Consider the following 13,161-nt stretch of genomic DNA (forward strand, 5'->3'; position numbering starts at 1 on the left):
GCGGATATTTCAGGATTTCACACGCCAGGGCCGCTTTGATATGGACGCCTTCAAGCCGCTGATCGCCAAGGTTGCCGCCGGGTTGCCGCTGAGCCGGGACGAGGCCGAGCTGGCATTCAGCCAGATCCTGTCCGGCGAATCGACCCCGGCGCAAACCGCCGGGTTCCTGATGGCGCTGCGCGTGCGCGGCGAGACCGTCGAGGAATTGACCGGCGCGGTCGCGGCGATGCGGGCGCGGATGCTGGCGGTGCCCCCCGTGGCCGGCGCGATCGATGTCGTCGGCACCGGCGGCGATGCCTCGGGCTCATGGAATGTCTCGACCCTCGCGGGGCTGATCGTGGCCGCCTGCGGCGTGCCGGTCGCCAAGCACGGAAACCGCGCCGCTTCGTCGAAATCCGGCGCGGCGGATGTGCTTCAGGCGCTGGGCGTACGGATCGGCCTCGCGCCGGCGGAGGTTTCCGCCTGCCTCGCCAAGGCCGGCTTCGCCTTCATGGTCGCGCCGGCGCATCACCCGGCGATGCGCCATGTCGCGCCGGTGCGCACCGAACTCGGCACGCGCACGATCTTCAACCTGCTCGGCCCGCTCTCGAACCCGGCAGGGGTGCGGCGGCTGCTGCTCGGTGTCTTCGCGCCCTCCTGGCTCGAACCGATTGCCGAGACGCTGCGCGATCTCGGCACCGAGGCGGCTTGGGTCGTCCATGGCGCGGACGGGCTCGACGAGATCACCACCACCGGCCCGACCCATGTCGTGGAGCTGAAGGCCGGCGCGATCCGCCGCTTCGAGATCGAGCCGGCCGAGGCCGGCCTCCCGCTTGCCGAACCCGCGGCGCTGAAGGGCGGAGAACCCGGCCGGAACGCCGCCGCCCTCAAGGCGGTGCTGGCCGGAGAGAAGAACGCTTATCGCGACATCGCCTTGTTCAACGCCGCTGCGGCGCTGCTCGTCGCCGGCAAGGTCGAGACCCTGCGGGAGGGGGCCTCCCTCGCCGCCCAGGCATTGGACAGCGGCGCCGCAGGCGCGGTGCTCGACACCGTGATCGCAGCCTCGAACGCGGCATCGGCGAACGGGGCCCCGGCATGAGCGACATCCTGCGCCGGATCGAGGCGACCAAGCGCGACGAGATCGCGGCCGCGAAGGCGCGCCTGCCCGCGTCCGATTTGCGCCGAGAGGCGGAGACGGCGCCGCCCCCCCGCGGCTTCCTCGCCGCGCTCGCGGCCGCGCATGCCGCTGGCCGCTTCGCCCTCATCGCCGAGATCAAGAAGGCGAGCCCGTCCAAGGGGCTGATCCGGGCGGATTTCGATCCGCCCGCGCTTGCCCGCGCCTATGCGGCGGGCGGCGCCTGCTGCCTCTCGGTGCTGACCGACACGCCCTATTTCCAGGGTTCGGCGGCGGATCTCGTCGCCGCGCGCGCGGCCTGCGCGCTGCCTGTCATCCGCAAGGATTTCCTGATCGATCCGTATCAGGTGCTGGAGGCCCGCGCGATGGGTGCGGATTGCATCCTCGTCATCCTGGCAAGCGTCGACGACATGCTGGCGCGCGACCTGATCGACACCGCGAAGGGCCTCGGCATGGATGCGCTTGTCGAGGTGCATGACGAGGCCGAAATGGCGCGTGCGCTGAAGCTCCCCGCGCGGCTCGTCGGCATCAACAACCGCGATCTGAAGACCTTCCATGTCGATCTCGCGACCTCCGAGCGCCTCGCGCCGATGGTGCCGGCGGGGCATGTCCTGGTCGGCGAGAGCGGCATCTTCACCGCGGCGGATTGCCGGCGGCTCGCGCTGGCCGGGATCCGGACCTTCCTGGTCGGCGAGAGCCTGATGCGGCAGGCGGATGTCGCCGCCGCCACCCGCGCGCTCATCGGCGCCGGCGCGGCGGAGAGCGCCGGATGACCCCCCGCCTCACCCATCTCGACGATTCCGGCGCGGCCTCCATGGTCGATGTCGGCGACAAGGCCGCCAGCGCCCGCGAGGCGCTCGCCGAAGGCCGGGTGGCGATGGCGCCGGCGACGCTCGATCTCATCCTCTCCGGCATGGCCAAGAAGGGCGACGTGATCGCGGTGGCGCGGATCGCCGGCATCATGGCCGCGAAGCGCACCCACGAGCTCATCCCGCTCTGCCATCCGCTGCTGCTGACCAAGGTCGCGGTCGAGATCGAGCCCGACCCCGCCCTGCCCGGCCTGCGCGTCACCGGCCTCGCGCGCGTCTCGGGCCAGACCGGCGTCGAGATGGAGGCGCTGACTGCGGTGGCGGTTGCCTGCCTCACGATCTACGACATGGCCAAGGCGGTCGATCGCGGCATGCGGATCGAGGGCATCCGGCTTCTTGCGAAATCCGGCGGGAGATCCGGCACCTGGCAGGCGGAGCCCCTGCCGTGAGCGCGGCGGCGCCTGCAGGGCTGCTGCCGGTGGCCGAGGCGCTGGCGCGGATCCTCGCGGGCGCCCGCCCCGGCGCGGTCGAGCAGGTGCCGGTCGAGATGGCCGATGGCCGTGTGCTCGCGGCCGACCTGGCCGCGCGCCGCACCCAGCCGCCGGCGGATCTTTCGGCCATGGACGGGTTCGCGCTCCGGGCCGCCGACACCGACCCGCCCGGCCGGGCGCTGCGGGTCATCGGCGAGAGCGCGGCCGGTCATGCCTTCGCCGGCACGCTGGGCCCCGGCGAGGCGGTGCGGATCTATACAGGGGCGATCCTCCCCGCCGGTGCCGATGCGGTGCTGATGCAGGAACAGGCCAAAACGGTAACGGATGACACCGGCAGCGAAAGCGTGCGGAGCACGATTCCCCTCGCATCCGGCGCGTTCATCCGCCGGCGCGGCCGCGATTTCTCCGCCGGCACGGTGCATCTACGCGCCGGAACCCGGCTCGATCCCGGCCGGATCGCGCTCGCCGGCGCGATGGACCATGCCGAGATCCCGGTCTTCCGGCGCCCGCGCATCGCCATTCTCGCGACCGGCGACGAACTCGTCCGACCCGGCGCCGGCGGACCGGAGGGCACGATCGTGGCAAGCAACGGTTTCGCGATCGCGGCCATGGCGCGCCGGGCGGGCGCGGAAATCCTCGATCTCGGGATCGTGCCGGACAGGCGGGCGGCGATCACCGCCGGTTTCGACCGTGCCGGCGCCTGGCCGGCGGATGCGCTGGTGACGATCGGCGGCGCTTCCGTCGGCAGGCACGATCTCGTCCGCCATGTCGCGGCGGAATGCGGCGCCCGGCTCGATTTCTTCCGCATCGCCATGCGCCCCGGCAAGCCGCTGAATTTCGGAACCCTCGGCCCAATGCTGCTTCTCGGCCTGCCCGGCAATCCGGTTTCGGCACTGGTCTGCGCGCATCTGTTCCTGATGCCGCTCATCGCGGCGCTGCAGGGCGATGCAGCGGCCGGCGCCCCGGCGGAGGAGCCGGCGATCCTCGGCGCGCCCCTCCCCGCCAACGATCTGCGTGCCGATTACCTGCGCGCGCGGCTCGCGCGCGACGCCGCGGGCCGCCTCGTCGCCACCCCGGCGGCGGACCAGGATTCCTCGCTGCTGACGGTCTATGCCGAGGCGGAGGCGCTCATCCTGCGCGCGCCGGGCGCCCCGGCCGCGGCCGGCGGCGACCCCTGCCGGATCCTGCGCCTCGCCCGGTAGCAGCGCCGGATCCGGAAAACCGCCGACCCGATTGATTACGAACACTTGCGGAACACCCATCGAACATGGTAAAGATGTTCCATGTTTGTTTAGCCGATTCCCCGTCCGGGGGCGCTGGGGGTGTCATGCTCACGCGGAAGCAGATCGAATTGCTGCGCTTCATCCATGAGCGCCTGCAGGAGAATGGCGTGCCCCCCTCCTTCGACGAGATGAAGGATGCGCTCGATCTGCGGTCGAAATCCGGCATCCACCGGCTGATCCTGGCGCTGGAGGAGCGCGGCTTCATCCGCCGTCTGCCCAACCGCGCCCGCGCGATCGAGGTCATCCGCCTGCCGGACGCGCATGTGCCGCGGCCCGGCCGGCAGCGCTTCTCGCCGAGCGTGATCGAGGGCGATCTCGGCCGCGTCCGGTCCGCGCCGGCGGCGCCGGCCGAGGATACGCCGCGCGGCGTCGCCATTCCCGTCATGGGCCGCATCGCGGCCGGCACGCCGATCTCGGCGATCCAGAACCGCAGCCACACGGTGGATATCTCGCCGGATTTCCTCAGCCACGGCGAGCATTACGCCCTCGAGGTGCGCGGCGATTCGATGATCGAGGCCGGCATTTTCGACGGCGATCTCGTCGTGATCCGCAAGCAGGAAAGCGCCGATACCGGCGACATCGTCGTCGCGCTGATCGACGACGAAGAGGCCACATTGAAGCGGCTGCGCCGGCGTGGCGCCTCGATCGCGCTCGAAGCCGCCAATCCGAATTACGAGACGCGGATCTTCGGGCCCGACCGGGTGCGTGTCCAGGGCAAGCTCGTCAGCCTGATCCGGCGCTACTGATTCGGCGCCGGCCGGGGCCGCCACGGCCGGTCGATCGCGGGGTCGCGCGCCCTCTCGAGCCGCCAGCCGCCATCGGGGGCAAACCATGCGCGCGTCGCGCCGTGGCGCCGGAAATGCGCCGCGTCGAGCACCCGCCCGCCGGCACAATCCGGCGGCGCGGCGAGCGGCGTGATCGCGAAATCCGCGCGCCGGCAATCCTCCCGCAGCGCATCCGGGCGGGTAACGAGCGCGAGGCGTCGACCGTCCGCGAGACGGCCGACACAGCCGGCGGAATCGCAGGCGACGCCCTGCCGCAGCGTCGGATCGTCCGGGGCGCGGTTGTCGCCGAGGGCGGGAAGCCATTGCTGGAGGATGAAGCGGTTCGGCGCGCCGGCGGCGATGAGACGATAGCGGCCATCCGCGCCGCGCAGGAGCGCAAGCCGGCCGCTGGCATCGACGACGAGATCCGGCAACGCCGGCGGCGCCGCCGAGACCCCCGCCAGCGCGAGGCAGGCCAGCGCCGCGAGGCGGAGGCGGCTGCGCAGCGCGACGAACAGCACCAGCCCGACCACGAGCCAGAAGAACATCCCGCCGCGCATGCCGGGCCAGGCGAGGCTCGCCTGCTCGAAGGCCGCGACGAACTCCGCCACTGCGAGAACGCCCTCGATCCCGATGCCCATCACCTGCCAGACGAAGCGGTCGAGCCCGAACGGCACCAGAAGCGTGCCGGCCATGGCCGCCGGCATCACGACGAGCGAGACGAGCGGCAGCGCCAGCATGTTGCCGATCAGCCCATAAGGGTTGATCCGGCTGAAATGAAACGCGGCGAAGGGCGCCGTTGCGAACGTCGCGACAAGGGTGGTCGCGGCGATGCCGAGCAGGCCGAGCCCAAGCCGGCGCGCGAACCCCGCGAGAAGCCCCGCAGGCGCCGCCCGCGCCGAGCCCGGCCGGCCGGCCTGCCAGTCGCGCCAGATCTGGTTTGCGGCGATCAGGCTCGCCACGGCCGCGAACGACATCTGGAAGCTCGGCCCCGTCAGGCTCTCCGGTTCGCGCGCCAGCACGATCAGCGCCGCGATCGCGACATTGCGCATGGCGAGCGCCGGCCTGTCGGCGAGGATCGCCCCCAGCATCACCAGCGTCATGATCAACGCGCGCTCGGTCGCGACCTCGGCGCCGGAGAAGAGGCAATAGCCCGACGCCCCCGCCATGGCGGCGAGGGCGGCGTATTTCTTGATCGGGTGGCGGAGCGCGATGCCGGGAACGAGCGCGAGCCCGGCCCGCACCGACCAGAACACCAGCCCCGCCGCCAGCACCATGTGCAGCCCCGAGATCGAGACGATGTGATAAAGACCGGCGGCGCGCAGGTTCTCGTTGGTCTCGCTGCCGATCAGGCCGCGCTTGCCCGTGATCAGCGCCGCCGCCAGCGCTCCCGCCTCGCCGCCGATCGCGCGGGCGATGCGCGCCGTCAGCGCGTTGCGGGCGCGGTCGATGGCCGCGATGAGCCGGAGATCCCATGGCGCGGCCATGGGCGGCGCCTCCTGCCGCACCGGGCCGATCGCGAATCCGACCCCGCCGACGCCGCGGAAGAAGAATTCACGCCGCACATCATAGCCGCCGGGCAGTGCCGGCTCGGCCGGCGGGGCAAGCCGCGCGCGCAGGACGACGAAATCCCCCGCCGCTGCGCCCGCCGATCCCGGCGCGCCGATCCGGAGCCGATGCGGCAGGCGGGCGGCCTCCAGACCCTCGATCGCCGCCGGCCGCATGGTCAGCCGCTGTCGCCCCGCTCCGGGCTCGACCGTCTCGACGAAACCGCGGATCTCGGCGATGCGTTCGCGTTCGAGCATCGGCGCCGCGACGGAGGCGGTGCGGATGGCGGCCGCCGTGAAGCCGAGGACCGCAGCGAGCGCGGCGATCAGCAGCGCCCGCGCTGCGCCTTCCGCCCGCCGGGCGAAACCGAAAAGCACGAGCGCCAGTGCCGGCCCGGCCCAGAGGCGCGGCTCGTCGGCCGCGGCGAAATAGCCGAGGATCCCGAGCCCGAAGGCAACCGGCAGCCACAGGAACGGCGTGCGATGCGCACTCTCGCGCGCCAATGCCGCCGTCAGCGCCGCCCGCCACGCGGCCGAATCGAAGCCCGCGCGGAAGCCTGCGCCCGGCCGCACCCCGAAACCGGCCGATCCGACACGGCCTCCGTCGTTCACGGCTGCGCCTGCGCTTCCCTGGCCGCGCATAATCTGCTTCCCGTCCGCTTCCCGGCCATGCTAGAGCGCGCTCCCATTGGCCGCAACGCGGTCCCCTGCCCTTTTCCCACCCGAGCGACAGCCCGATGCCCGACGCGATCGTCACGCGCTTTGCCCCCTCGCCCACCGGCTTCCTGCATATCGGGGGGGCGCGCACCGCCCTGTTCAACTGGCTCTATGCCCGCCGGCATGGCGGCAAGATGCTGCTGCGCATCGAGGATACGGATCGCGAACGCTCGACCGAGGCGGCGATCGGCGCGATCCTCGACGGGCTGACATGGCTCGGCCTCGATTGGGACGGCGACGCGATCTACCAGTTCGCGCGCGCCGACCGGCACCGCGCCGTGGCCGAGGCGATGCTGGCCGGCGGCCGCGCCTACAAATGCTACGCGACGCCCGAGGAACTCGACGCGATGCGCGAGCAGGCGAAGGCCGAGGGCAGGCCGATGCGCTATGACGGGCGCTGGCGCGACCGCACGGATGCGGAGCGCGCGGCGGCCGAAGCGCGCGGGCTCAGGCCGGTCATCCGCCTGCGCGCGCCACTCGCGGGCGAGACGATCGTCGAGGATCTCGTGCAGGGCCGCGTGAGCTGGTCGAACGACAATCTCGACGATCTCGTGCTGCTGCGCTCCGACGGCACCCCCACCTACATGCTGGCCGTGGTGGTGGATGATCACGACATGGGCGTGACGCATGTGATCCGCGGCGACGATCACCTCACCAACGCCGCCCGCCAGACGCAGATCTACGAGGCGATGGGCTGGAAGGTGCCGGCCATGGCGCATATTCCGATGATTCTCGGGCCGGACGGCGCCAAGCTCTCGAAGCGCCACGGCGCGCTCGGCATCGAGGCCTACCGCGCGATGGGCTACCTGCCGGTGGCGTTGCGCAACTACCTCGTCCGGCTCGGCTGGAGCCATGGCGACCAGGAAATCTTCTCGACCGAGGAGATGATTGCGGCCTTCGACCTCAGGAATGTCGGACGCTCGCCCGCGCGGTTCGATTTCGCCAAGCTCGAGAATCTCAACGGCCATTACATGCGCCAGGCGGCGGATGCCGATCTCCTCGCGGCGATTGCGCCGGTGCTGCCGCATGTCGAGGGCGGCGAGCGCATCGCCGGCATGCTCGACGACAGCATGCGCGCCAAATGGCTCCAGGCGATGCCGGGGCTCAAGGAACGGGCGAAGACGCTGGTCGAGCTGATCGACGGCGCGCGCTTCCTGTTCGCCGAGCGCCCGCTCGTGCCGGATGCGAAGGCCGCCGAGATCCTCGACAAGGGCGGCCGCGCGGTGCTCAAGGCGCTGCTGCCACGGCTCGAGGCGCTGGCCGATTGGGATCTCGCCACCCTGGAGGCCACCATCCGTGCCGAGGCCGAGGCGACCGGGCAGAAGCTCGGCGCCCTCGCCCAGCCGCTGCGCGCGGCGCTGACCGGCCGGGCGACCTCGCCAGGGATCTTCGACGTCTTCGTCGTGCTCGGGCGCGCGGAAAGCCTCGCCCGGCTGCGCGATCAGGCGCGCTGATTCGCGCCCGCGCATATTCGCCGGAAGGCCGGCTTGAACCTGAACGCTTGTTAAGCTACGGCTCACTGCGACCAGCTTCGCCGCAGCGCGAAAACGCTGCCGGCGCCGCTCTCCGGGCCTGCGTGATCGGGGCGTCCGCATGCCCATAACGCCATGAGGAGACCCGCCATGACCGCACATTCGACCAGTCTCAAGATCGGCGACAAGGTCGTCGATCTGCCGGTCAAGGAAGGCTCGATCGGCCCCGCCGTCGTCGATATCGGCAAGCTCTATGCCCAGACGGGCATGTTCACCTACGATCCCGGCTTCACCTCGACCGCCGCGTGCGAATCGAAGATCACCTATATCGACGGCGACGAGGGTGTGCTGCTCTATCGCGGCTATCCGATCGAGCAGCTTGCCGAGCACGGCGATTTCCTCGAAACCTGCTACCTGCTGCTCTACGGGGAACTGCCGACCCCGACCCAGAAGAGCGATTTCGACTACCGCGTCACGCGCCACACGATGGTGCACGAGCAGATGATGCGGTTCTTCCAGGGCTTCCGCCGCGATGCGCATCCGATGGCGGTGATGGTGGCGTCGGTCGGCGCGCTTTCGGCCTTCTATCACGATTCGACCGACATCTCGGATCCGTATCAGCGCATGGTCGCCTCGATGCGGATGATCGCCAAGATGCCGACCTTGGCGGCAATGGCCTATAAATATTCGATCGGGCAACCCTTCGTCTATCCAAAGAATGACCTCGATTATACATCGAATTTCTTGCGGATGTGCTTTGCGGTTCCCTGCGAGGAATACAAGGTCAATCCGGTTCTCTCCCGCGCGCTGGATCGGATCTTCATCCTGCACGCCGATCACGAGCAGAACGCCTCGACCTCGACGGTGCGTCTCGCCGGCTCGTCGGGCGCCAATCCCTTCGCCTGCATCGCCGCCGGCATCGCCTGCCTCTGGGGCCCGGCGCATGGCGGCGCCAACGAGGCGGCGCTGCAGATGCTCCAGGAGATCGGCACCGTCGACCGCATCCCGGAATACATCAAGCGCGCCAAGGACAAGAACGACCCGTTCCGCCTGATGGGCTTCGGACACCGCGTCTACAAGAACTACGATCCGCGCGCCAAGATCATGCAGAAGACCTGCCACGAGGTGCTCGGCGAACTCGGCATCAAGGACGACCCGCTGCTTGATGTCGCGATGGAGCTTGAACGCATCGCGCTGAAGGACGAGTATTTCGTCGAGAAGAAGCTCTATCCGAACATCGATTTCTACTCGGGCATCACGCTCAAGGCCATGGGCTTCCCCACCGACATGTTCACCGTGCTGTTCGCGCTCGCGCGCACGGTCGGCTGGATCGCGCAGTGGAAGGAAATGATCGAGGATCCGGGCCAGCGCATCGGCCGCCCGCGCCAGCTCTATACCGGCGAGACCCGCCGCGATTACACGCCGATGGCGCAGCGCAAGTAAGCCGGCATCATCCAGATTGTTCCGGGTCAGAAACGAAAGGGCGCCGAAGGGCGCCCTTTCTTGTTGGCACCCCTCCTGGGTGGGGTGCAGCATTCTTTGAGGAGCGGCCCTGTCGGGCTGCGCCCGCGGCTCACTCTACCGTCACGCTCTTGGCGAGGTTGCGCGGCTGGTCCACATCCTTTCCCATGGTGACGGCGGTGTGGTAGGCGAGGAGCTGCACCGGCACCGCATAGGGAATGGCCGAGAAGGTCGGCGCCATGTCCGGCATCTCGATCTCGGCCATGGTGCCAATCGCCGCGGCCTCGCCGGTGCCCTTCGGGCCGATCAGCACGATCTCCCCGCCGCGCGCCGCCACCTCCTGGATGTTGGAGACGGTCTTCTCGAACCAGGGATCGCGCGGCGCCAGCACGATGACCGGCATGGTTTCGTCGATCAGCGCGATCGGCCCGTGCTTCAATTCCCCCGCCGCATAGCCCTCGGCGTGGATATAACTGATTTCCTTGAGCTTCAGCGCGCCTTCCATCGCAAGCGGATAGGAGGTGCCGCGCCCGAGATAGAGAACGTCGCTCGCCTTGGCGAGATCGTGGCCCAGCGCCTCGATGCGCTCCTCGTGGCGCAGCGCCTCGGCGATCAGGCCCGGCACCGCCATCAGCTCGGTGACGAGTTCGGCCTCGCGGGCGGCATCGATTACGCCGCGCGCGCGGCCGGCGGCGATGGCGAGGCTCGCGAGCACGGTCAGCTGGCAGGTAAACGCCTTGGTCGAGGCGACGCCGATCTCCGGTCCGGCAAGCGTCAGCGCCACCACGTCGCTCTCGCGCGCGATGGTCGAGGTCGGGACATTGACGACCGAAAGGATATGGTTGCCCTGCTCCCTGGCATAGCGGAGCGTGGCGAGCGTATCGGCGGTCTCGCCCGATTGCGAGATCACGATCATCGCCTCGCCCGGCGCGAGGGGCGCCTCGCGATAGCGGAACTCGCTGGCGATATCGATCTCGACCGGCAGCCGCGCGAGGCGCTCGAACCAGTATTTCGCGACCTGGCCGGCGAGGAAGGCCGTGCCGCAGGCCGAGATCGAGAGCCGAGAGAGCTTCGTCCAATCGAACGGCGTCTCGAAGGGCAAGGCCACCCGCCCGGCGGCCATGTCGACGTAATGCGCAAGCGTGCGGCCCACCACTTCCGGCTGCTCGTAGATCTCCTTGAGCATGAAATGGCGGTGATTGCCCTTGTCGACGAGGAAGGCACCGGCCTGGCTGCGCTGCGCCTTGCGCGCCACGCGCCGGCCGCTCTCGTCGAAGATGGTGGCGCCGGCGCGGGTGAGCACCACCCAATCGCCGTCCTCGAGATAGGTGATCATGTCGGTGAACGGCGCGAGCGCCAGCGCGTCCGACCCGAGATACATCTCGCCCTGCCCATGCCCCACCGCGAGCGGCGCGCCCCGCCGCGCGCCGATCAGGAGATCGGCCTCGCCCGCGAACACGAATCCGAGCGCGAAGGCACCATGGAGGCGCGGCAGCGCGGCGGCCACCGCCTCCTGCGGGCTCAGGCCCTTGTCCATGAGATCGGTGACGAGATGTGCCACGACTTCCGTATCGGTCTGGGTGACGAAGACATGGCCCGCCGCCGCCAGTTCCGCGCGCAATTCGCGGAAATTCTCGATGATGCCGTTATGGACCACCGCGAGCCGCGCGGTGGCGTGCGGATGGGCGTTGTTCTCGGTCGGGCGGCCATGCGTGGCCCAGCGCGTATGCCCGATTCCGGCATGGCCCGCCGGCGGCGCCTCGCGCAGCCGTGCCTCGAGATTGCGGAGCTTGCCCTCGGCCCGCATGCGCGCAATGACGCCGTTCTCGATCGTCGCCACGCCGGCGGAATCGTAGCCGCGATATTCGAGCCGCTTCAGCGCCTCGACGATCTGGAACGCCACCGGCTCGTTGCCGAGAATGCCGACAATTCCGCACATGCCAATGCCCCTTTCCGGTCCGTTTCGTGGCGTGATGCATGCCAGCCGGGCCGGATTGGCACAAATCACGTTGAAAAACCGTTTGTGAACAGGGCCCGTGCAAGCCCGGCGCCAGTTGTGCCGGAGGGAGGCGCGCCTCAGCCCCCTTTCGGTGTCCGCGCTTTCGTTTTCGCGGCATTTTCCGGCCGCGCGCGGAAGGTCACGGCCCAGCCTGGCTTCACCGTCTGCCGGCCGCGCCCCAAGGCCAGCGCATCGGCCGGCACATCCTCGGTGATGACCGATCCGGAGCCGACGAAGGCCCCGGCGCCGATCGTCACCGGCGCGACCAGCGCCGAATTCGAGCCGATGAAGGCATGCGCGCCGATCTCGGTGCGGAACTTGTTGAAGCCGTCGTAATTGCAGGTGATCGTGCCGGCGCCGATATTGGCCTCGGCGCCGATCGTGGCATCGCCGAGATAGGTCAGGTGGCTGACCTTGGCGCCGGCGCCGAGATCGGCGTTCTTGATCTCGACGAAATTGCCGACCTTGGCGCCGGTGCCGAGATCCGCGCCCGGCCGCAGCCGCGCGAAGGGGCCGACCGAGGCGCCCTCCCCGACGATTGCGCCCTCGAGATGCGAGAAGGCGTGGATCACCGCGCCGGCGGCGATCCGCACGCCCGGCCCGATCACCACATGCGGCTCGATCACCGTGTCGCGGCCGATCTCGGTATCGAGGCTCAGGAACACGGTCTCCGGCGCGATCATCGTCACGCCGGCGCGCAGATGCGCCTCGCGCAGCCGGCGCTGGAGGATCGCCTCGCATGCGGCGAGCTGGACGCGGTCATTGACGCCCATCGCCTCCTCCTCCGGCGCGAGGACGACCTGCGCGCGATAGCCCCGCGCCCGCGCCAGCGCGACGCAATCGGTGAGGTAGAATTCGTTCTGGGCATTGTCGGGGCGAATTGCGTCGAGCAGCGCCAGCGCGACCTCGCCGTTGAGCGCCATCAGCCCGCCATTGCAGAGCCGTATCGTCCGCTCGGCCTCGCTCGCATCCTTGTGCTCGCGGATGGCGACCAGTTCGCCAAGCTCGGTCACGAGCCGGCCATAGCCGGCGGGATCGGCGGCCTCGAAACCCATCACCGCCACCGCGCAACCCGGCTCGGCGGCGGCGGCGGCAAGCGCACGCATGGTCTCGGGCCGGACGAGCGGCGTGTCCCCGAACAGGACGAGCAGTGTGCCGCCACCAGCCGCGATCGCCGCCCGCGCCTGGAGCACCGCATGCGCCGTGCCGCGCCGCTCGCGCTGCTCGAAGATCGCCGTGCCCGGCGCCACGCGCCCGATCTCCGCCGCGACATCCGGGCGATCCGGGCCGATCACCGCCGCGAGATTGCTGAACCCGGCGGTCCCGGCGGCGCGAAGCGCATGTCCGACCAGGCTGAGCCCCGCGACCTGATGCAGCACCTTCGGCCGTGCCGAGCGCATGCGCGTGCCCTCGCCCGCCGCGAGCACGAGCGCGAGGGTCCGATCGTTCCGTTCCATGCCAGCCATCCTCCGGCGAAAAGCGTGCCCTCGCGCGGGTGGCGCGA

The 13,161-nt window shown here is 70.1% G+C and carries 10 protein-coding genes; 7 read left to right on the forward strand and 3 right to left on the reverse strand.

Features of this window, described 5'->3' with window-relative positions; translation table 11 throughout:
* Window positions 1-40: 40 nt before the first annotated feature.
* From trpD to lexA, 5 genes are all read left to right on the forward strand, one after another.
* Window positions 41-1,078: an anthranilate phosphoribosyltransferase gene (gene trpD / locus FWJ24_RS07360; protein ID WP_150287158.1), complete on the forward strand. Its 1,038-nt coding sequence runs from the start codon at window positions 41-43 to the stop codon at window positions 1,076-1,078.
* A complete protein-coding gene (trpC, locus tag FWJ24_RS07365; RefSeq protein ID WP_150287159.1) occupies window positions 1,075-1,887 on the forward strand; it encodes an indole-3-glycerol phosphate synthase TrpC in 813 nt (270 codons plus the stop codon). Before trpD ends, trpC begins: the two co-directional genes overlap by 4 nt.
* The gene (moaC, locus tag FWJ24_RS07370) at window positions 1,884-2,372 is read left to right on the forward strand and encodes a cyclic pyranopterin monophosphate synthase MoaC (RefSeq protein WP_150287160.1); all 489 of its coding nucleotides are present in this window, start codon (window positions 1,884-1,886) and stop codon (window positions 2,370-2,372) included. The genes trpC and moaC overlap by 4 nt, the downstream gene beginning before the upstream one ends.
* Window positions 2,369-3,616 (forward strand): molybdopterin molybdotransferase MoeA, encoded by a 1,248-nt coding sequence (locus FWJ24_RS07375; RefSeq protein WP_246155597.1) that lies wholly within the window; start codon window positions 2,369-2,371, stop codon window positions 3,614-3,616. Before moaC ends, FWJ24_RS07375 begins: the two co-directional genes overlap by 4 nt.
* Window positions 3,617-3,741: 125 nt before the next feature.
* Entirely contained in the window at window positions 3,742-4,443 is a 702-nt protein-coding gene (gene lexA / locus FWJ24_RS07380) for a transcriptional repressor LexA (RefSeq protein ID WP_150287161.1), read from the forward strand.
* Here the strand turns inward: lexA and FWJ24_RS07385 are convergent.
* Window positions 4,437-6,620, reverse strand: a complete 2,184-nt coding sequence (locus tag FWJ24_RS07385; protein ID WP_166443618.1) for a ComEC/Rec2 family competence protein — start codon at window positions 6,618-6,620, stop codon at window positions 4,437-4,439. The genes lexA and FWJ24_RS07385 overlap by 7 nt on opposite strands.
* A 125-nt stretch (window positions 6,621-6,745) precedes the next feature.
* On the opposite strand from FWJ24_RS07385, the gene gltX reads away from it, so the two are divergent.
* Both gltX and gltA read left to right on the forward strand, forming a co-directional pair.
* A complete protein-coding gene (gltX, locus tag FWJ24_RS07390; RefSeq protein ID WP_150287163.1) occupies window positions 6,746-8,179 on the forward strand; it encodes a glutamate--tRNA ligase in 1,434 nt (477 codons plus the stop codon).
* 168 nt (window positions 8,180-8,347) lie between these two features.
* The gene (gene gltA / locus FWJ24_RS07395; protein WP_150287164.1) at window positions 8,348-9,640 is read left to right on the forward strand and encodes a citrate synthase; all 1,293 of its coding nucleotides are present in this window, start codon (window positions 8,348-8,350) and stop codon (window positions 9,638-9,640) included.
* Between the two features lie 130 nt (window positions 9,641-9,770).
* Here gltA and glmS read toward each other — a convergent pair whose 3' ends face one another.
* Entirely contained in the window at window positions 9,771-11,597 is a 1,827-nt protein-coding gene (gene glmS, locus FWJ24_RS07400; RefSeq protein ID WP_150287165.1) for a glutamine--fructose-6-phosphate transaminase (isomerizing), read from the reverse strand.
* 137 nt (window positions 11,598-11,734) lie between these two features.
* Window positions 11,735-13,114 (reverse strand): bifunctional UDP-N-acetylglucosamine diphosphorylase/glucosamine-1-phosphate N-acetyltransferase GlmU, encoded by a 1,380-nt coding sequence (gene glmU / locus FWJ24_RS07405; protein WP_150287166.1) that lies wholly within the window; start codon window positions 13,112-13,114, stop codon window positions 11,735-11,737.
* Window positions 13,115-13,161 lie beyond the last annotated feature (47 nt).

Origin of the sequence: Rhabdaerophilum calidifontis (assembly GCF_008641065.1) — a bacterium.
Lineage (GTDB): Bacteria > Pseudomonadota > Alphaproteobacteria > Rhizobiales > Beijerinckiaceae > Rhabdaerophilum > Rhabdaerophilum calidifontis.

Bases quoted from the DNA above. Each gene is read 5' to 3' on its own strand.
- lexA (WP_150287161.1), top strand. From the start codon at position 3,742: ATGCTCACGCGGAAGCAGATCGAATTGCTGCGCTTCATCCATGAGCGC.
- glmS (WP_150287165.1), bottom strand. From the start codon at position 11,597: ATGTGCGGAATTGTCGGCATTCTCGGCAACGAGCCGGTGGCGTTCCAG.
- trpD (WP_150287158.1), top strand. From the start codon at position 41: ATGGACGCCTTCAAGCCGCTGATCGCCAAGGTTGCCGCCGGGTTGCCG.
- gltX (WP_150287163.1), top strand. From the start codon at position 6,746: ATGCCCGACGCGATCGTCACGCGCTTTGCCCCCTCGCCCACCGGCTTC.
- trpC (WP_150287159.1), top strand. From the start codon at position 1,075: ATGAGCGACATCCTGCGCCGGATCGAGGCGACCAAGCGCGACGAGATC.
- gltA (WP_150287164.1), top strand. From the start codon at position 8,348: ATGACCGCACATTCGACCAGTCTCAAGATCGGCGACAAGGTCGTCGAT.
- glmU (WP_150287166.1), bottom strand. From the start codon at position 13,114: ATGGAACGGAACGATCGGACCCTCGCGCTCGTGCTCGCGGCGGGCGAG.
- moaC (WP_150287160.1), top strand. From the start codon at position 1,884: ATGACCCCCCGCCTCACCCATCTCGACGATTCCGGCGCGGCCTCCATG.